This is a genomic window from Pantoea sp. Seng, assembly GCF_009829935.1.
In the GTDB taxonomy this organism is placed as follows: domain Bacteria; phylum Pseudomonadota; class Gammaproteobacteria; order Enterobacterales; family Enterobacteriaceae; genus Pantoea; species Pantoea communis.
Genome location: NZ_SZZV01000010.1, coordinates 1 through 18,630, shown reverse-complemented (window position 1 = coordinate 18,630; position 18,630 = coordinate 1). Strand labels below are relative to the sequence as shown.

General features: G+C 44.2%; 25 protein-coding genes. 12 read left to right on the top strand and 13 right to left on the bottom strand.

Features of this window, described 5'->3' with window-relative positions:
* Positions 1-14: 14 nt before the first annotated feature.
* Positions 15-314 (bottom strand): hypothetical protein, encoded by a 300-nt coding sequence (locus FD737_RS11960; RefSeq protein ID WP_160833583.1) that lies wholly within the window; start codon positions 312-314, stop codon positions 15-17.
* Between the two features lie 240 nt (positions 315-554).
* Between FD737_RS11960 and FD737_RS11955 the strand changes: the two genes are divergently transcribed.
* From FD737_RS11955 to FD737_RS11945, 3 genes are all read left to right on the top strand, one after another.
* Positions 555-860, top strand: coding sequence for a hypothetical protein (locus FD737_RS11955; protein ID WP_097117036.1), 306 nt, complete (start codon positions 555-557; stop codon positions 858-860).
* A 157-nt stretch (positions 861-1,017) separates the two neighbouring features.
* On the top strand, positions 1,018-1,278 hold the full coding sequence (locus FD737_RS11950; protein ID WP_160833582.1) for a hypothetical protein: 261 nt from the start codon (positions 1,018-1,020) through the stop codon (positions 1,276-1,278).
* Positions 1,279-1,357: 79 nt separating this feature from the next.
* Entirely contained in the window at positions 1,358-1,555 is a 198-nt protein-coding gene (locus FD737_RS11945) for a hypothetical protein (RefSeq protein WP_160833581.1), read from the top strand.
* A 216-nt stretch (positions 1,556-1,771) separates the two neighbouring features.
* On the opposite strand, the gene FD737_RS11940 is transcribed toward FD737_RS11945, so the two are convergent.
* The 5 genes from FD737_RS11940 to FD737_RS11920 form a co-directional block, all read right to left on the bottom strand.
* Positions 1,772-2,038, bottom strand: coding sequence for a biofilm development regulator YmgB/AriR family protein (locus tag FD737_RS11940; protein ID WP_097117039.1), 267 nt, complete (start codon positions 2,036-2,038; stop codon positions 1,772-1,774).
* A 146-nt stretch (positions 2,039-2,184) separates the two neighbouring features.
* Entirely contained in the window at positions 2,185-2,457 is a 273-nt protein-coding gene (locus FD737_RS11935) for a hypothetical protein (protein WP_097117040.1), read from the bottom strand.
* 104 nt (positions 2,458-2,561) lie between these two features.
* A complete protein-coding gene (gene ycgZ, locus FD737_RS11930; RefSeq protein WP_039328007.1) occupies positions 2,562-2,804 on the bottom strand; it encodes a regulatory protein YcgZ in 243 nt (80 codons plus the stop codon).
* A gap of 269 nt (positions 2,805-3,073) precedes the next feature.
* Positions 3,074-3,328, bottom strand: coding sequence for a hypothetical protein (locus FD737_RS11925; protein ID WP_160833580.1), 255 nt, complete (start codon positions 3,326-3,328; stop codon positions 3,074-3,076).
* A 464-nt stretch (positions 3,329-3,792) separates the two neighbouring features.
* A complete protein-coding gene (locus FD737_RS11920) occupies positions 3,793-3,975 on the bottom strand; it encodes a general stress protein (protein ID WP_160833579.1) in 183 nt (60 codons plus the stop codon).
* Positions 3,976-5,040: 1,065 nt separating this feature from the next.
* Here FD737_RS11920 and FD737_RS11915 point away from each other — a divergent pair.
* Positions 5,041-5,280 (top strand): hypothetical protein, encoded by a 240-nt coding sequence (locus FD737_RS11915; RefSeq protein ID WP_160833578.1) that lies wholly within the window; start codon positions 5,041-5,043, stop codon positions 5,278-5,280.
* Here FD737_RS11915 and FD737_RS11910 read toward each other — a convergent pair.
* Complete coding sequence (locus FD737_RS11910) at positions 5,270-5,584, bottom strand: hypothetical protein (RefSeq protein WP_160833577.1); 315 nt, start codon at positions 5,582-5,584, stop codon at positions 5,270-5,272. The genes FD737_RS11915 and FD737_RS11910 overlap by 11 nt on opposite strands.
* Positions 5,585-5,919: 335 nt before the next feature.
* Between FD737_RS11910 and FD737_RS11905 the strand changes: the two genes are divergently transcribed.
* The 5 genes from FD737_RS11905 (at position 5,920) to FD737_RS11885 (ending at position 8,789) form a co-directional block, all read left to right on the top strand.
* Complete coding sequence (locus FD737_RS11905) at positions 5,920-6,126, top strand: hypothetical protein (protein WP_097117045.1); 207 nt, start codon at positions 5,920-5,922, stop codon at positions 6,124-6,126.
* 638 nt (positions 6,127-6,764) lie between these two features.
* Positions 6,765-7,103 carry a hypothetical protein gene (locus tag FD737_RS11900; protein ID WP_160833576.1) on the top strand — a complete coding sequence of 113 codons (339 nt, stop codon included), beginning with the start codon at positions 6,765-6,767 and terminating at the stop codon, positions 7,101-7,103.
* A 492-nt stretch (positions 7,104-7,595) separates the two neighbouring features.
* Positions 7,596-7,829 (top strand): YgdI/YgdR family lipoprotein, encoded by a 234-nt coding sequence (locus tag FD737_RS11895; RefSeq protein ID WP_097117047.1) that lies wholly within the window; start codon positions 7,596-7,598, stop codon positions 7,827-7,829.
* A gap of 13 nt (positions 7,830-7,842) precedes the next feature.
* A complete protein-coding gene (locus FD737_RS11890; RefSeq protein ID WP_160833575.1) occupies positions 7,843-8,070 on the top strand; it encodes a YgdI/YgdR family lipoprotein in 228 nt (75 codons plus the stop codon).
* 494 nt (positions 8,071-8,564) lie between these two features.
* Positions 8,565-8,789, top strand: coding sequence for a hypothetical protein (locus FD737_RS11885; protein ID WP_160833574.1), 225 nt, complete (start codon positions 8,565-8,567; stop codon positions 8,787-8,789).
* Positions 8,790-8,870: 81 nt separating this feature from the next.
* On the opposite strand, the gene FD737_RS11880 is transcribed toward FD737_RS11885, so the two are convergent.
* Together FD737_RS11880 and FD737_RS11875 are read right to left on the bottom strand one after the other, a co-directional pair.
* Positions 8,871-9,194, bottom strand: coding sequence for a hypothetical protein (locus FD737_RS11880; RefSeq protein WP_160833573.1), 324 nt, complete (start codon positions 9,192-9,194; stop codon positions 8,871-8,873).
* Between the two features lie 497 nt (positions 9,195-9,691).
* Complete coding sequence (locus FD737_RS11875) at positions 9,692-11,467, bottom strand: GGDEF domain-containing phosphodiesterase (protein WP_160833572.1); 1,776 nt, start codon at positions 11,465-11,467, stop codon at positions 9,692-9,694.
* Positions 11,468-11,799: 332 nt separating this feature from the next.
* Between FD737_RS11875 and FD737_RS11870 the strand changes: the two genes are divergently transcribed.
* A complete protein-coding gene (locus tag FD737_RS11870) occupies positions 11,800-13,173 on the top strand; it encodes a methyl-accepting chemotaxis protein (protein WP_160833571.1) in 1,374 nt (457 codons plus the stop codon).
* 68 nt (positions 13,174-13,241) lie between these two features.
* Here FD737_RS11870 and FD737_RS11865 read toward each other — a convergent pair whose 3' ends face one another.
* Positions 13,242-13,451 (bottom strand): DUF3606 domain-containing protein, encoded by a 210-nt coding sequence (locus FD737_RS11865; protein WP_097117264.1) that lies wholly within the window; start codon positions 13,449-13,451, stop codon positions 13,242-13,244.
* A gap of 293 nt (positions 13,452-13,744) precedes the next feature.
* Between FD737_RS11865 and FD737_RS11860 the strand changes: the two genes are divergently transcribed.
* The gene (locus FD737_RS11860) at positions 13,745-13,975 is read left to right on the top strand and encodes a hypothetical protein (RefSeq protein WP_097117052.1); all 231 of its coding nucleotides are present in this window, start codon (positions 13,745-13,747) and stop codon (positions 13,973-13,975) included.
* Positions 13,976-14,027: 52 nt separating this feature from the next.
* On the opposite strand, the gene amyA is transcribed toward FD737_RS11860, so the two are convergent.
* Positions 14,028-15,518 carry an alpha-amylase gene (gene amyA, locus FD737_RS11855; protein WP_160833570.1) on the bottom strand — a complete coding sequence of 497 codons (1,491 nt, stop codon included), beginning with the start codon at positions 15,516-15,518 and terminating at the stop codon, positions 14,028-14,030.
* 215 nt (positions 15,519-15,733) lie between these two features.
* On the opposite strand from amyA, the gene FD737_RS11850 reads away from it, so the two are divergent.
* Positions 15,734-15,940: a hypothetical protein gene (locus tag FD737_RS11850; RefSeq protein WP_141398999.1), complete on the top strand. Its 207-nt coding sequence runs from the start codon at positions 15,734-15,736 to the stop codon at positions 15,938-15,940.
* Positions 15,941-17,468: 1,528 nt separating this feature from the next.
* Here FD737_RS11850 and FD737_RS23705 read toward each other — a convergent pair.
* The gene (locus FD737_RS23705) at positions 17,469-17,639 is read right to left on the bottom strand and encodes a hypothetical protein (protein ID WP_166935051.1); all 171 of its coding nucleotides are present in this window, start codon (positions 17,637-17,639) and stop codon (positions 17,469-17,471) included.
* 289 nt (positions 17,640-17,928) lie between these two features.
* Positions 17,929-18,150 (bottom strand): DUF2116 family Zn-ribbon domain-containing protein, encoded by a 222-nt coding sequence (locus FD737_RS11845; protein ID WP_097117055.1) that lies wholly within the window; start codon positions 18,148-18,150, stop codon positions 17,929-17,931.
* Between the last annotated feature and the right edge of the window lie 480 nt (positions 18,151-18,630).

Genomic DNA, 18,630 nt, shown 5'->3' with positions numbered 1-18,630 from the left:
CGGGCCCAACAGGATTAGGAGGTTGCGGTAAGGTTGGTTGCTGGCTGCTCGGCCATGACAGCCGTTATTTGTGCCTTCTCAAACCGCAAAGTTCTGCCACGATTCGCTTTTTCAAGCCAGCTAATGAAATGCGTCATCATTGCGGAAGCGTGTTGTGTGTCGGGCGTGCGATAAATAAGCAGCCGGCTTTTGGTCTGGTTTGTGCAGTCGATGGCATAAATCTCAATACCGGTATCACGTTGCTCGCTTTCAATTGCTGTGAAATGCATGCGAGGCCAGCGGTTTAACCTCAGCATAAACTCACTTAGAATCATCTTTTTCGCCTTTGTTATTTTAGAGTTGGCAGACTTTTTTCACTGGTCTGCCCAGCGTAGAACTGGTTGCGGACTCTGCAAGCTAACGGCACATTATTATTCGTAAAAATTTCGTAAAGGCAGCGGGTTAAAAGACTTATCAACACCGCAGACGTCTATAGCATGAACCTGAGGTGCGTATCCGGCAATCCGCTGGCGGGCTATCAGTGCAAAAGGGAATAACTGAGAGGGGGGTCAGTAATGCTCAGTGAAGATCGTTTGAATCAAATCGCAGAAAATCAGGGCAGCTATGAAGCGGAAGCTGTGGCCATGGCGCTGGAGATCCTGCAACTGCGGCGTATGCTAGGTGCCCCCTGGGCCGTGGTGCAACCGCTGGGCGAGCTTTACGTTGAGGACGGGAACGCGGCTATGATCTGGCCGGCAAGCCTGGCGGAGCGGGGCGACGTCTGCCTGTATCGCCTTGAAAAGCCTTCACAGGTGGCGGCAGCCTCATCGCCCGTAGCAAAGCAGCGCGGCCGCAGAAAGAAATTATCGGCGCTGGAGTAAGGTACCTTCAGCACAGCTTAGCTCTGCTGGACTCCCCTGACGTGACGCGTGTTAACACTGCCGCGTAAATGTTTTCTATAGGTATCCTTCCCGTTCATGTTCGGGCCAGCTTCACTGTGCTAAGCTCTGCGCCCAAAACCTGCTGCCGGATAACCCCATGAAAAATGATTTTGAAGATAAAATGGCCGACATTATTCTTGGCGAAGCCGTCACGGCGCTGCTGGATGAGGACGTGGCCATTAGCTGGGCGGCCCTGACGGATCGCTTACGATCGGCCATTGAAATTGAAACGGACGAAGATCGGATTCGCGCAGGTCTGCGCGCTATTGAAGAAGTACGGCGGGAAATGCATATTCGTAATGGTGAAAAGACAGGGGGGAAAAGGGTTGCCGGATTGACAGAGCAGAAGCTTCACTGACTCCATGGGGGGCTGCGGTATCTGATACTGCCCCTTTCTGTTATACTGTACACTCATCCACCTTACGGACGGAGGTCATATGAATGATGACACCACCGCCGAAGATATCTACGCCGTTATCGGAACGGTAGTGGCTCGCCTTCTTAAGCCGGACCAGCACCTCACTCTCCACGAGATTACCAGCGCCCTGCACAGCATGAGTGAAGTGGTCGGCACTGCCGGAATGCGCCTAAGCTGCGAACGCGCCATCAGGCTTCTGGCAGAGCAAATGCACTGACTTTCAGATTCCTCCTATTCTGACATACATCCTGGCTCACTGACGGTGATGTGCCACACTATGAAGTGTTAAACTTTTAAGCCGGGAGAAGCCTGTGAAAGTCTGGATTGTTGTAAGTCTTGCCGCCGCTATCAGCTGCTCCGTGTGGGCTTCGCAGTGGGGATTTGACTCCCCGGCTGCGATGGCCGCCGCGCACGTCACGCAGCAGAATTAGTTTCAAAAACCTTCATCGTCAGGCGTTTTGCCCACCACGATTTCCAGCGCGCTGCGCAGTATGTCAAGCTCACCCACATCTGTCGTGCTCTCCAGCTCGGCGATCAGATAAAGTATAATCGCTTTGCTGGTCACCTTTTTACCATGTATGACGATGTCGCGGATAACTGCGTCCAGCACGGCAGTTTCTGCGGCCAGCTCGTCGCCGCAGCTACGGAAGTGCTGAATGATGCTTGCTTCTGTAGAGGTGTGTTGTTCATTAAGCTGCATAGTGTTATCCGTCAGGCCCTGCGGGCTAAAGTGACCAGGCTTATAGCCTGAAATAAATAACGGCCACCCCTTGGGTAGCCACATCCTGCGGGCGTCCTGCCACTCTCCGAAAATACGGAGATTCGTCCTGGGTTAATCGGCTACTATTATTTCTTTGTACTACTACCCGATCCATTAAGGGCACCCAATGCCAGCACTGCTGCATCACGGCCTTCCCTGGACTGTATAAATTCCGTCTGCACCTCGCCCAGCGCCAAGGCTATAGCTTCTCGCCTGTCCGGAGTCGTCTCACTGCTATCCATAGCCCGGAGCTGTCGAGCCACGCTGTCTGCGCTAATTCCGTCTTCGATGCTCAGCAGCGTTACCACGGCCTCACCCAGGACGACATCGGCAAGGCGTATTAAATCTTTATTTTTCATACCCGCATCTTCAGGTTAATGCCCTCCAGGCAGGGTAGCAGGACAACTATTCCGGGCGGTCCTGAATGCACGCTGCGGGCATCACCTGCTTACAGCGAAAAAACTCAGCGTTCAAACAGCATGCCGATTAGTGTTTGATAATGACGCTCTTCTTCCTGATTTGCCGCCACTTCAAGGCGGCGCAGCAGTTTGGTGCAGATGGCCTTGCGGTTAAGGTTCTTGCCTGCGCGCAGAATTTCAACGACAATCTGCCCCAGCGTTTCCTGCTGGGTCGGCGCCGATGCCTTGCTGAAGTAATGCGCAATGTCGCTGGCGGAGTCCGGGAATTTCGTAACGTTCTGACGCATGGTGAACCTCTCAATGGTTGAAATGTAGTCGGCTCTGTCTGACAGTAAAGTTATACAACTAAATCAAACTTGTACAGCAATTGTGTTGTTGTACAACTTTTATTTTTGTGCAAAAAATGCTTCCAATTATTATTCAGTAAGTTAGATGAGTATCTGTGCGCAAATAATGAGTGAATGATTCAATGGAAAGGTTGTACAACAGGAAGGATGTTCAGATGAGATGTCATTAAAGATGCCTGCCCGGTATGTCGCGGACAGGCGGAAACTATTTAGTGCGGTGAGGTGCGGCCCGCTCCGGTGACCCATCTCAGCTCGTCCCGGTTGCCCGGTAATGATTTAAACCCGCGAAGCCAGCGCTTCGCCCCTCTTATCTGCACGCAGCGCAAAGGATCTTCTTCAGCTGCGGCCATATCAGCCAGTTCCCGGATAAGTGAATTAACGGTGATATCCGTATTATTCATCGCCAGGTGAACCGCAGCCTCGCCAATAATCAGCTGGTTTCCGTTATGAAAGTCTTCAAACATGTTCAGCTCACTCTCAGTCTTATAGCGGTATTTCAGTGTAGTGGTTTAATGCAATGAAGTCCTCTTCCGTATCATTATTTTCAGCGCATTGTCCGGCCAGCCTGAAATAAAAGCTTCCGTCAGAAGATAAAAACATCATGAATTCAGATGCCTGACAGGCTATCAGGGTTAACCGTCGGAAAATACTGAATAAAATTTAAGTGTTACCTGAAATCGATTTCATCTAAAGGAATCGGGGTAATATGAGATTTAATTTCATCCGAGGATTGAAAGTGTTACGGCTAACCATCTGTCAGGCTGTAAGGTTAACCCTTTAAAAGTTCGAGACGGGCGAGAAAAAAATTACTGAGAAAAACGCGGAGATTATTCTGTATCAGAATCAAAAAGCATTTAGGAAATGAAGATTCCCTAAATAAGCGCGCCGGGATGTAATATTAGCCTCGTCGCGCGTATGTTCAGCTCAATTAAATTTTAGATTTGGAACCCCGGCGGTTGATAAGTCCGCCCTTACGGCCGGCCTCGCGTGCGCGGTTGGGACAGTTTTTAAAGTTGCCGCCGCTGGCGGCGCCGCCTTTACTGACTGCTTCGGAGGCACGTGCGGGATCGGCCGCAAAGTTTCCAGCACCACCGCGTCTTGTTGTTGTCATGATGTCTTCCTTAGTTAAAAGATGTCCTGCATTTCAGGCAGTTAAATTGTGGCACGTCGGCACAGGACTGCCTGAGTTCGGCACGCTTTTTTTCAGGAATACGACGGCGACACGAGTTGCAGGACGGCTGTATCTTAAATGAGCGCCTGACAGCGCGTGCGGCTTGCCATTTCATGGTAATGCGCCAGGCTTTGTGCGCGGAACGGTGCGTGACAACCCTCCGATGGAGAGCTGTTTTGCGGCCGTGCCGTTCCGCAACTGTGTCAGTTCCGCGCAGCGTTAGGGGCTGTGTGCTAACAACACCCCGTCTCCACAGATGACTTTCAGGCTGGACGCCCCAGCAGAAAGGCGGGCCAGCGGTCTCAAAATGCCAGCCAGCTGCGTACCGGGTACAGGCAGCCCGATTCACCTGTGCCGTCCCACACGTACACGTGGTGCTCCGGGTCGCGCAGGGCCCAGGCTACCATTCTCATCCACATCACTTCTGCCGCGTTGGTCTGCGCGCTGTCGGTAATGATGATCGACCAGCGAGGCAGCAAATTGCAGAAAACTCGTCGTGCCAGGCCATGCAGCGTATACTAATGCAGCGGCTGGCTTTTGCGCCATATCTTTACCTATATGCTGGCTTGCTAGGGCGAGGTGTAGTCTTCATTGTCATCCAGTCACCGCATAGACGGTTTCCGGCTAGGGCTCCTGTGCGTACAGCCTGAACTGCCGTTCTGCTGCGTACTGCCATAGGGAATAGCCGTACAAGATTAATAGGGCAGCGTAAAGGCTTTGCATCGCCGGCAAGAAATACCCGGGTATCGGCCCGGTTAGTGTCTTCCGGATTCAGTACCTGATTGAAGATGTTATCGTGCAGGGTAATGGGCATGCAGTCGTCCGCCGCTGTTATTTTTATCTATGAGCTTCCCTGATAACCGGAGCGTTAATTTAACTTTATGAATTTAATGAAGTAATGCCAAGTTTTGTTTAAAGAATTTAGCACTGCCGGATTACTGCTGTACACGCGCCATTACATCGGTTATTTTGCGCCCGAACTTATTCACTCCACACGGGTATTTCATGCGACAGGACGGACTACCACCTGTTAAAGATGCCGGACTCTCCGGTTACTTCAGCCAGGTTACCCATCCCTGCCAGATTGCGCTGCTGGGCCGCATTACCGTTGAGAGCCTGCGACAGGAGCGCCGGCTGACGCGGACTGCTGTGTGCCTGAAAATGATAGCGCGGCTTGACGCGACCAGTGATGAAACCGAGGCGGCACATCTGATGGTTCTGCTCAGGATGCTTTTTAATCGCTGAGTCTGGGGAGGACTGCCGACAGGGTGCCGGTTAAAGTATGCTTGCCGAAAAAGGAGAGCGGCAACCGGAATGCCGTGCAGTCCCGGCGTATAACAACGGTTCTAAGGTGCCGGTTACAAATAAACCAGACCTCATCGCGATCGTTGGAAAGAATGAAATAGGCGTCCGACGTTTCCGACGGATTAAAACACCCTAGCGCCCGATAGGCGGTAGTTAGGTTGAACCCGCTCATCATCGGCAGCGGCCGCGGGCCGCCCGGCAACTCTTCCACCCTTAGAGACAGACCCTCTTCCATCCAGAGCATGGCCACCTCCGTAGCGCTTTTTCATTCTTCAACATAGGTAAGTTCCCCGGTGTCTCCCGGTGACCCCAAAAAGCCGCAGTCAAAATCGCTTCAGCCTGCCAAATGCCTTTAACATATCGCCTATATAAAGCGGGTTCTCCGATTTATGATCATAGCACCTACGTCGACTTTGTTTTTTTAAGCACACGAGATTCACTCTGTACGATTTAGGCGGCCATCATCGGCCGAAACCACAAAAAGCAGATACCGATTTTCCGTTTATCTTAAAATTGAATTTGTCTTTGCGATAAGGGGAAAGGCAGTCCATATTTTAAGCCAGCTAAAATGGAGAATGTATGAACTGGATTGATTATGAAGTTGAAAAGCCCGCAGACGGCCAGGTAGTTGCAATATGTACGGATGAAGGGGTAGGAAGCGGAAAATATGAGGCATCATTTGAAAATTTCACCCAAATTCTTATGCCGGGGGACGCTACATTCAGGCAATATCGCGTATCGCATTGGTTTCCTTTACCAGACAGCCATGGAGTGGGGAAGCAATAGCCATTTCTTAAGTGCAAAAAAATCCCGGGACAATTCCCGGGAAAAAATTCTGTTTCCATTTCACCCAAAGCCGGAACTATTCCAAGCCCGATTGAGGGTAGGCCAAAATACTGGTTTATTCAAAAAAATATTTGTCCTGATTAGAATCTTTCTCTAAAAGTCCGCAAGAGCACTCTGTTCAAAGATATTTTGTGTAATCCGCATACAGCCTGCATAAGAATCACCCTAATTTGCCAGCCATAATTAATGCGGGCATTCCTATTATAAATATTGGCTGTGGAATGAAGCAGGTGTTGGGCTTAACTCTTTCAGGTAAAATTCACTATTCAGTGCTTATCAGAAGTGCATAGTCGCCGAGATTAGTGGGTTATGGCTAGCGTTGGGATGTGCACGATAGTTTTTTAAACCCCTTTCAAAAAGGATTGTATGCTTACAACGAATGAGGTTTTACACACTTATTTGAGTGGGTAGGGCAAGTATTGAGTACAAGTGAGTGATTAAAAAATCGCCATAAAGAATTATAGGGGTGGATAGAATTAAAAAAATATTCTAAACCTATAGTTAGAGGTATCGTGTCGAGTGAATACTCGGCAACGTGTTCATAATTATTACTATTCGCACCTGAGTGATTGATACACATGAACGTCATTCCAATGTCTTACAGCACCAGTACAGTTTACCGTCGTTTTGAAATGCTCGGCACCATTGAGCATGAACCGGGCCGTATGTGGATCCTGTTTGATGAGAAGCTCTATTTTTCTGCAGTCGTATGTTCTGTACCTACAATGCAGGGTAATGTCGCCCGGCACAAAATCATAGCAACTATGGATTGTACATGTGACCTGACAGGCAGACTCACACTCGAACGCTATTGGCAGTCTGAAAAACTGTCCAGAGAAGTCGACCTTTCTGAACCAATCATCAGGGCTCTTTCAGAAAAGAAAGGTATGTGGATGAAGCCGGTGAGCGTAGCCTGAATTGAATGAGCCTCGATTTAACCAATCTGAACTAACAGCATTTAAATCCGTAGTGTTAGTTAGTATTTTACACTCTTTACTTCAGCATACTTATCCTCAGGTTCCAAACAATAAGCGAATATTCATCTGGTAGCATAATAATCAGGATATGCCTATGCTCATAATCCAAAAAATAGCGAAAAGGGAGTATTACGAATTGCTCTGTGAAGGAACGCAGTTAGTCTGCTTCACAACAAATAGTTACGTCCGACTTAATAGACCTGCTTAATACTCTCTGGAACGACCAATCGCCAGCAACAAGGTAACATCATAATTTTAAGGTCTTTACTGCATCGCATGGAGATTGACTCATAAAAAAGATCAAAACCGGAATCCTCACTGGCATATCTTTTTTGCATTTCGTGGGGTATGAGTACAATTCTGAAGCAGATTGCTAGAAACCATCTATTATTGAACAGTTAGTAAAATTTTTTTCCAAATGAGGGATCAGTAATGAATAAAAAAGGCATAGGTTTCCTGCTAATTGCTTCAGCATTTGCAGTTTCAGTCGCGGGATGTTCTTCAAATCAGGCTATCAAAACCACAGACGGTCGTACAATCGTTACAGACGGTAAACCTCAAATTGACAGTGATACGGGTTTAGTATCTTACAAAGATGCACAGTCAGGAAGAACTGAACAAATCAACCGCGACAAAATCACCAATATGAGTGAATTAAATAATTGATAAGGATGAGTTCATGAAAAAAATTATTTTTTCATCATTAGCCGCGATTATCGCGCTGTCAGCGTTAACGGGCTGTACCCGGACAAGCTATGCTATCCATACTAATGATGGCAAAACTATTGTCAGCGATGGTAAGCCTACAGAGACTGATGCAGGATTGCTAGGTTACACTGATGCCAACGGTGTTAAGCAACAGATCAATAAGCAGGAAGTCAAAGAAGTATCAGAAATTCCACATTAATCAAAAAAACACCGTCACCTCTGGCGGTGTTTTTACATTCCTAGTTACAATGTAAAAATACTGCCTAGACTATTAAAAATTAAGCCTTTCCGACATTGGATTCAATTCAAATCTGAATCAGGTATCAATGTTGCTAAAAAAACATTACAACAATGTACAGAGGAGATTTGAAGGAGTAGGTTTAACTGGAATTTGTTAAATTTACCTAATAAATGTAGATTTTGAGTGAAACTATCATCAAAATATTAAGTCCAAACAAGGATTTTTTGTGGCCGATTATTAAATTTAGTCAAGTAATCATACAAGGTCTTGCTTACTCAGTGATTAAATGAGAGGTAAGTGTTGTGTGATTGGAATGGATTGAAAAAATAATCGGAATTCTGTGAGGTATGTCAATTATTTAAAATTTAGTTAAATATGACCTGATTTCATTAAGGCCACTCTGGTCATATGATCTATAGTTTATGAACTATTAGTTAATTTTTTGGAAAAAAATGAATATTCATTATCTTGATGAAGGCGGTGAAAATATTCAAAGGGTAGTATTACCCCCAACAGAGATTATGATTGGTGAACTGGTGCATGAATTGCTGCGTGAACGCCGTTGTGTCAACAGACGTGCCATGATTTCGCGACTATTGTTAAGGCTTGAAAATGTTATATGTCCAATGGAAGCAATATATTATGCCGAAATTCCTAATCTGTTTGAGAAAAAATAGCTTGGTTTATTCTCGATAGTTCTTTGGTTGGGCTACTCTCGGGGGGCGTGTTTACAATAATCGGTACTATTTTACTGGTAATTAACTAATAAAGATGTGTATGGCTATCTCTGAATACTTTATAAAATACAATGATCTATAGATTTTAACTGGAGTTTCGTTTTCCCTGACAGGTGCTTTTAAACGCATTTGCGGCCAGATTAAAGTCATATTCATCCAATATTTCTCTCCCGCGCGGAGTAAGTTATATCGCTCTTTGTCACGCATCCATTCATCGCCTAAGAGAAACTCAACAAGCCCCATCTCTGATAACTCTTTCCTGACAACGGGTTTGACGGACGAGGGTACTGATCCTCTCTCTTTAATTATTGATAATAATCTATAGTGTTTCTGAGCAAGTTTCATATCAGCCATCCTTTGCAATAAATCCTTCACAATTTAACCATTGCTTTGGTTACATGCAGAGAAATTTTCCTTGGGAACGCTTTTGAAAGCAACAAAGTGGGGTGAGAATAGCAGCCATAGGCCAACTCGAATTTTAAGCTGTTACATATTAATGCGATTTTTTATGCGCATCCAGTCGTTAAACAATAGCTTAAATTAAAAAACGTATTTCTACGAGTGATGTAAGAATTGCTTTGATCGTTTTACTGCTGAGAAAAAACCCGCAATAGCGGGTTAAAAGCTGGATTTAAAAGTTGTTTTTATAACCGATTCTTAAAGCTACTCATCCCTCTAGAGGGTGCTTAATTATCTGTATTAAGCAAAAATTATAGTGCTTTTTGTGATTAAAACGTCCAGGATGAATCTTATAATTTACCAAAGTGAGCAACAGGAATAGTGTTAATGGAGTAATGCGCAACCAAGTCATAGTAGGTATCTAGTTAACTAAATTTGTGCTTTCAGTTCTTTAAGCGTCTTTGAAGCCATATGTCCAGTTCGGGATCAGATAGCGGCTTAGAGAAGAAATACCCCTGAGCCTGGTCGCAACCAAAATCACGCAGAAGAATTGCTACTTCAGCGTCCTCTACACCCTCCGCAAGCACCGTATAATTCAGCTCTTTTAACATTCTGATAATACTGCGCGCGATGATAAGCGAGGAGGTATCTTCTAAAACACCTGATATAAGTGAGCGATCAAGTTTTATTATATCCAGCGGCATTCGTCTCAGATAACTGATGTTACTATAGCCTGTCCCAAAATCATCCAGAGATATGGTAAACCCTTTTTCATAAAGTCTATGCAAACCGGATAGTGCCTGTGCATTTTCTATAATCCGCTCAGTTTCCAGGCATTCAATTCCCAAGAGATTATTAGATAAACGTGCTTCCAGCATTTTTGATTCTAATAAATCTGCAAAATTGTTTTTCGCGAAATCGTTCAGGCTGACGTTGATTGTGATGGGCAATTGAATATTCTGTCGATTGTATCGCTTTAGGCAGGCTATCGTCTTGTCAATCACCCATTCCGTCATCTCATGAAGTAGATCCGTTTGTTCAGCCATGGGTACAAATGCCGCGGGTGACAGTTCCCCTCTGACAGGATGTGTCCAACGTATCAGCGCCTCCAGGCCGACGGGCTGACCCGATGTGAGACAGGTTTTAGGCTGATATACAAGGTATAAGCCTTTATCAAAACGTATTGCATCAGAAAGCTCATTCATAAGAGTAAAATCATTTGAATGTTTTATTTCTTCAGACTCTTTATACATCACTGAGGGTAAATTTTTATCGATCGCTTCTTCAAGCGCAGCCGAGGCACGGCGAACGACATCACAGGCTTTGGATGAAATCGCCGTAAAATCCGTTTGGCCCGCATGGGAAGTAAGAGTTATTGATATCCCATTACCTAACTCAGCACAGATGCCTTCCATACGCCCTGCAATCCACGAGGCGTCCAGGCGGCTTTCGTCGCTCACCAGAATGGCAAAACGTCCAGTGGAAAGCGCATAGAACATCTCACCGTTTTGAGGACGTATTCGGCGAGGCAATTTTATAGCTATATCCCTGAGAAGTTCTTCAACCGGCACCATTCCAACTGTTTTAGCCAAGTCATAAGCATGAGCCATTTTCAGGCAATCAATAATAATAAGACGACGCTTGACCTTATCTCCTTCTGCAGCGAGCGACTGCATATCGCTGATTAGTCGGGAGCGGTTGGGCAAGAGAGTGACAGGGTCATTAAAACCGGTGGCATGCCAGGCTTCGAGAAATGACATAACCAACTCAGCAAGCTGTTGTAGTGTCGCGAGTTGCATATCGCTGAACGGATGCGGTTCCCGGTCAGTTACGCAAAAAGTACCTAATACGTGGCCTTCACGATCTTTGAGCGGAACGCCCGCATAAAAACGTATGTAGGGTTCACCAGTAACAAAGCGGTGGGTTAAGAAACGAGCATCCAGCCATGTATCTGGAACGATGAGAGCATTGTCGTCATTAACCACATGTTGGCATAAAGACTCATCTCTTTTTGAGTGTTTCAGTGAGAAATTATGTGAGGCCCGAATGTATTGGAACTCCTCATCTAAAACTGAAATGAAACTTCCTGGGATACCCAGCGCCTGATTGGCTAAATGAACAAATTTTCTCAGAACACTGTCCCTTCCTTCATCAGGTGCGAGAAGGGAGTCAAGCGCTCGTTTTCGACGTTCATTAGTAGCATTTAAATTTTTTACCATAAATCCCCCGTGCCGGGTCTAATAACCGGAACGTAAAAGTGAAAGAAAAATAACCGACCGGAAGAAGAAGCTAAAAACTGACTGAAGATTACGCTTTTTGTTGTCTCTTTCGCCATCATAAGACAGCCCCTTGAGTTCGTCCTGTTTTTTAGTTTAATTAAAAGGGTCAATCTGTTTGAGAAAAATATTTCTTGCTGGAATATTTCCTTTTTTTTAAATGCCTGCCAGACTCTAACTGATAACGCACTTGTGCGCAATCTAATAGCGCACTACTAAAATAATTTATATGGTTACTATTTTTGTCTAAATTAATCACAACACCAGGTAATCAAATGAACTTTCTTACAAATTTTACTATTCGCCGGGTAGTGCAGTGCATTCTCGTTGCCGCTTTTATTATTGTTGCTCTTGCAGGCTTATATGGTTCAGAAATCTTAAGAGATCTACATAAACAAACGCAGCGTGAGGGAAAGTTGGTTGCTCAACTCATCTTTCTGACCCGAGCAGGTAATACGATGAAATCAGGTGACGATTCCATAAAGAGAACCTTAGCAGAACAAGTTCCTGCTACACCGGACTGGGATGAATTTCGAACAGCCTTAACAGGTTCTGATATAAATTTTAATTCAGCATCAAAAGAGCGTTTAGAATTCCTCGAGGAGAGACTGGCTGACAAAGAGAATGCATTCAACGATGATCGTCAAAAACTGGAGTTAGCATTCACCGTTGCTTCATTATTTATCTTTATGTTACTGGTTTTCTGCGACCGCTTTCTGGTCGTGCACCTCGTTGAGCCTCTGGCAACCTTAAGGGAACATTTCAGAGGAATTGCTTCCGGTGAACTGACTAATCCACTGCAAGATTTGGGTGGAAATTGTGTAGGGCAGCTGGTACCACTGGTGAAAGCCATGCAAAACAGTCTTTTATTAACTGTACTTTCCATCAGGAATAATACGGACCTGCTGAAGCGTGAGGCTGCAGACATCGAAGCGGGCAATACTGACCTTTCTGTAAGGACTACTCAACAGGCAACTTCCTTAGAGCAGACCGCACATAGTATTACCCAGCTGAGCGCGAACGTTCAGCAAAATGCATTAAGTGCTGATGAAGCAAGCAGTCTTGCTGAGAAAACGGCATATATCACCGGAGAAGGCGAAAAGCTGGTGAACTCAGTTGGCCTCATGATGAATGGTATTACCGAGGAAGCCGAAAAAATACGGCAGTTTACTGCCACAGTGAACAGTATCGCATTTCAGACAAATATACTGGCGTTAAACGCTGCCGTTGAAGCAGCCCGGGCAGGCGAGCAGGGCAGAGGGTTCGCTGTTGTTGCTACAGAAGTACGTACACTTGCACAACGCAGCGCAAGTGCAGCCAAAGAAATTGAAGGATTAATCAATACAACTCTCGCTCGTGTGAATGAGGGCAAAGAGGTCGCAGACCGTGCCGGGCACACCATGGGAGCGGTGACCCAATGCGTTTCTTCAGTAGATGAACTCATCAGGAAAATCTCTTATGCTTCAAATGAACAGAGCAAAGGGATCATTCAGGTGACGCAAGCAGTTACCGATATCGAACGGGTCACACAGCAAAATTCCACATTGGTAAGGCATGTTGCAAGTTCAGCCGTAAGGCTCAATACCAGAACCGAAGACATGGCTAAGACCATCATTCATTTCGCATTACCGGCAACCACACAGGTGTGAGATATATTAATCGACGGCCTGGCATAACTGATTCAAATGATAATAAACTCTCGCTTAATTACAGATAATTAAATCATGGGTTTGGGGGTTATGAGAGGGGGATGCTCCCTGAGCCATGTTCGTATCAGTTCTGTATTTGAGCCAACCTCTCTGATAGCTCTGGTTAATCTTTCCTGAGTGGTTTGGAGTGTAAGAGTCCAGTAGGTAATTTGCCAGTGCTCATTTATTATTACCTGCGTCAAATCATGGGGAATGCGACGTTGAATTGGGTCTTTCATGACTAACCTCATATGATATTTTTCTGATTTAATTGGGGCTCATTGGGGTGTCAGATTCTGAATGATTTGATAAAACTAAAAAGCAGAATATTCCCTATTAAATGTCTAAAACTATTTATGGGATGTTTCTGATATAGAGACGGCTATTAAGCGAGGCGGGATGGAAGTATAAGCGAAGCGATATTTTTTAATTCGATAACTAAAAAATATTAGCCTTAAACAGTTGAAAGTGAAGTTATTTATAAATCTGTTTGACCACTACACATACCATAGACTAACGCCAGAGATAAGTTATGAAGAAAAACAACTTTGTACCGGTAATGTCCGCCCAGAATGACATTCGCAGCTTGCGCATTGAAGCGGGTATGACTCAGGCTAATGCAGCCGAAAGATTTAATCTGAGCCTGAGAGTGTGGCAGATGAAAGAGTCGCTTTCGAAACCTGCTCAACTCAGTCAGGGAGAATACGAATTTTTACTACTGCTGGCAGGAAAACACCCAGAATATCAGCTTTCCACCAAATAATTGTTGCCGGCAGTATGCATTCTGCCGGCACAGTAATGTGGGGGGCAGCTTATCAGGAAATAAATTCTTCGAGAACCCAGACACTTACGCTACCCGCTTTACATTTAAACACGCCTTCACCTGATTCATTAGTCTTGATAACTTCATCGGAATTAAAAAGGAAGTCTCGCCAGATACGATTAGCTAAGGGTTCACCAAGATTAAGCGTTTTCTCACCATCATCACCATTTGACATTATCACAACGCATCCTGGTTGTTCCGCCGTGCCACTCCGGCTGAATGCAATGCAGTTAGGATGATCAAACCAGGATGTCTGGACGCCATGCGCGAATTGCTGACGTGCCAGCACTAGCTTATCGAGTTTATCTATGACTGGCATGTCTACACGATGGGTTTCACCATCATTACCTGTGTCTTCATAGTCTGCTCCAAAGAGGTCGGGGTAAAATACTGAAGGAACGCCATTTTCTCTCAATAAGATAAGCGCATATGCCAGCGGTTTAAACCAGGCTTCAACCGGGGCTTCTAAAGACTGCAGGGGCTGAGTATCATGATTAGCAACCAGCGTGACCGCATGAAAAGGATCGGCTTCAACTAATGTGCCTTCAAAGATTCGGCTCATATCATAATCACTGCCTTGTTTAGATGCCTCATGAAATTTCATATGGAGAGGTGCGTCGAAGAGCATTGTCTTCCCTTCAACCTGGTTTATATATTGTTGTAATTTGTCTAACTCAAAAGACCAGTATTCAGCCACAATAAATAGTGGCGAATCTGATACAGCTTGTACATGTTCAATCCATTCTTTATAGAACCAGGCGGGAATGTGTTTTACCGCATCAAGTCTGAAGCCGTTACATCCGGTTTGCTCCATGACCCAGCGCGCCCAGTATTTTATTTCTTCAGTTACTGCGTGATTTCTGAAGTCGATGTTTGAGCCCATAAGGTAATCAAAATTACCCATTTCTTCATCAACCTGCTGATTCCAGCCTTCACCCGTGTAATCATTAACTATCTTAAATACCCCATCCTCTGATGGGTTTTCTATGTGGTCTACACCATTAAAACACTTAAAATCCCACATAAACTGAGAGTATTTTCCCGCTCTGGCCGGAAAGGTATAGCGTGTCCAGGCTTCGCAGTTAACAACTTCTTCGTCAATTTTTGTACGGTCGTTTTCATCCACTCTATTGACCTGAACTGCCTCCTTTTCATCAGCCCCCATTTTATGATTGACAACAACATCTAATAAAACAGCAATATCATTATCTTTCAATGAGCTGATAGCCCTGAGTAAATCTTCCTTATTACCATATTTTGTTGAAATATTACCTTTCTGGTCAAATTCTCCTAAATCGAACAGATCATAAGAGTCGTATCCTACGGAAGCTGCACCCCCGGCGCCTTTATAGGCAGGGGGTAACCAGACCATGTTTATTCCAGATTCCTTCAAGTCTGACGCTCGCTCAGTGAGTTCAGGCCAGAGTTTGCCACCTTCAGGGTAATACCAGTGGAATGCCTGTAGCAGAGTTGGATTCTTCATTTTTTTCTCCATGTTTAGACATTTTAATTATGGAGTGAAAAATGATTTTTGCAGCGCGGAAGGTTTTTTATATTTTACTTTTTTTCATTGACAACTCGTAAGAAATAAAAATTGATTGGTCGTGAGAAAAGCAGCAGGGCTCTTTAGAATTGTATAAGCAAAATGCCGTAAACGAGTCTTTTATCTTTACTTAAACTCCTTTAATGTGTTGCTGGATGTCGATAAATAAAATTTATCTTATTGTGACGATTTCTAAATCATTTGGTGATATGCGACATAACGAAAAGATGTTGAAGCGTGGTCGAAATCTAAGTGAGGAAAAAGAAGTAACAATCGATTTATGCGTTATGAATGACTTCTTGCCAAATAGTTCTAATGAAATTGGGGAAGGGAAATTTTCATGTGGTGAATTTGAAATCTAAAGCTGCGCTTGTTTAGACTGATTAACTCTAAAAAAAAACTCTATAAGTGGAAATCCATAAACACTTACAGAGGTGATGCAATGCACCATTCGTTACATGCGGCGATAGCCGCGGCCCAAAGTTATACAATATGACATCAATTGTACATTTCTTTTTCATTGCTATTGAACTCTTCCGTACATAGCAGCATGATTTAATAAAAATTCTTAGATGAATTGAGTGTGAATGATTCAAATCATTTATATTTAAATCAATCTCGTGAAGTTAAAGTGCCAGGTCGTTAACGCTGAACTAGTTGATTACTATCAAGTAAATTGTCAAGTTTAAAAATTGCGCATCTAATAGTTAATCCAAAAGCTAGACTTTTTAAATTCACGGCTTCGCTTTATTTTTTGATTTTTTCTGCTATTTAATATTCAAAATAATTAGCAGTGAGTGGTGGGGTTAGTGAGAGAAAACGGATTTGATCTGCAGTTTTACGTCGTTGAGATTAGAAAAATAGCCGCGGCACATCAGTCGGGTTTGAGTCTTTTGGAAGCCAAAAGGCAGGTTGATTCTACCATACAGCATATGCGAATTAACCTGAGGGATGACAAATCTTACCAGGCCCGCCAGTGGAGTACCTTGCTGGATGCTCTTAAAACTTATAATCGGAACACCGTTGACCCCCGATGGGCAAAAGTGATAAACCATGCCAATTTCAGAATAAAGAGCCGACTAAATACAGTCATTTATTATCGAAAAAGACTGCGCGAGCAGCGGTCAAGCCAAAAGGATATTTAAATTCATTTAAAAATCCGGTTAATCGAAGTTAAAAAGCAGATTCATTAAAATTTGTTGCGTCTATCTTAATAAAGAATTGAAAGGTTTTTTCGTTTATTTCAAAATTCATTCGTCCTGATGCTATGGAGTATATTTTTATAAAAGTGTAAAAAACGTATTTTTGATAAAATTCAAATGCCTTTCGATATTGCCACCATCACTTATCAGCAACTCGAAGGTGTTCGTGCAGACACTGAATTTCCAAGTTAGGAACCTACCCGGCCTTGGTGTTTGAAACCTCCTCAGTATGTATTGAAGTGCTTTGATACGTTCTGAAAGTACGATTAAAATAAAATCATTTCCTTTTTTTAAGTTGGTTGTCTCAGAAAGCCACTCACTGAAAATAAGAGATGTTTTGTCGCCATGAATTTCAAAGGCAAGTAGTGCTGAAGAGTCTCAAGGTGTTGATTAGCCATGCGCGAAGAAATAAAACCCGGATGGATATCCGGGCGGCAGAAGTTTTGCCTTAAATTGATGGCGTCCCGCTGGGAACGGGAACAGTTTAGTATGTAACTGAAATATTGCTAATCCGAAAATAAAAAACACAGATTGCTATTAACTGCAGTCTGTGAGAAGTGTGTCAGATAATCTTTCCTAATTATCTCTGGCCAGCAATGATGCGTCGAGTCACCACTGCAGGGAAGCCAGTTTTTCCTGCATAACTAAAACATTCATGCGGTTAAGCATTCTAGTTAAAGGGTTTGTTTTAACTCTGTGGTTGTCCGACCGGGCCCTTACCCAATGGCCCACCTGGCACCGACTCATTACTCGGTGCATGTGGGCGGCCATCGTTACCCACCGCAGGGCTTTCATGCTGGCATCCCGCCAGTGTAATCAAACTCGCTATGATGAACATCCCGCCTAATAAATTTTTCATAATTTGCTTCCCATGGTAAGGCAACGATATGTTGCTAATTAAGCATAGAATTTCTACAAAATCTGTCAAAGTTAAGGAGTAGAATTAAATGTTGATTTCAATTATTTTAACAGGTAATAAAGGCCGTTAAGTACGGGCATAATTTTGGTTGCCAGAAATTTATTGTTCAATATGACATCATTCCTAATGGCAGTGCTACATCGCCTTAGCGGTAATATTTTCCAATCGCATAGCAGCTAATCTGACATAAGCAATATAAAAAGGGTTTTGTGTTTCTGGTGAATACTTTTCAAGATATCAAATCACCAGTAATTCTCTGCTTCATCTCACGCTGATGCTTGTGATAGTCCTCGCCACACTCTGCAGAACAGAAAGCGGTGTTAGCCACTATTGCCTCATCAGTGCACCAGATACAGTTACCATTTCGGCTTACCAGGCGCGGCTTACGGGCAGACAAAGAGGCCGCTAAATGCGCTTCTTCACGTTCCTGAGCCAGATCCACGTCATCCATTAGTTAAAGTCCTTATTGTCATTATGTTGTATTACTGAGCACTCTTCGGCCTGAGTTCTCAGGTGCCATTCACTGCGCAGACATTCAGCTTAGTTCATTTGTTATGAATAAGCAGTTTAACGCTTTAAATAGCCTGAATTTGCTGATTTTTCATACAAATTCCCGGCATTAAATATTCCTTCCCGGTCATGGGTTACCCATCGCCGAAATGGGCTATTGAGATTCTTTACATACCATATCTCCTTTATCAAATGCCCTTCACGTATTAATTCCTATAGCATTCAATCAGCTTAAAAAGTCTCAAGCGGTACGGCTTGAACAGCATCACCAACTCGTTAATACTGTGTGTAAATGGGTCTTCCCCGATCATGGTGGGAGACTCAGAACGCCATATTCAGTTTCCCGTAGTGGAACATCACTCCCAGCTTAAAGCGCTCCCGGTTTCGGTATCCCCTGGCTTTTATCCTCAGCAGCCTGATC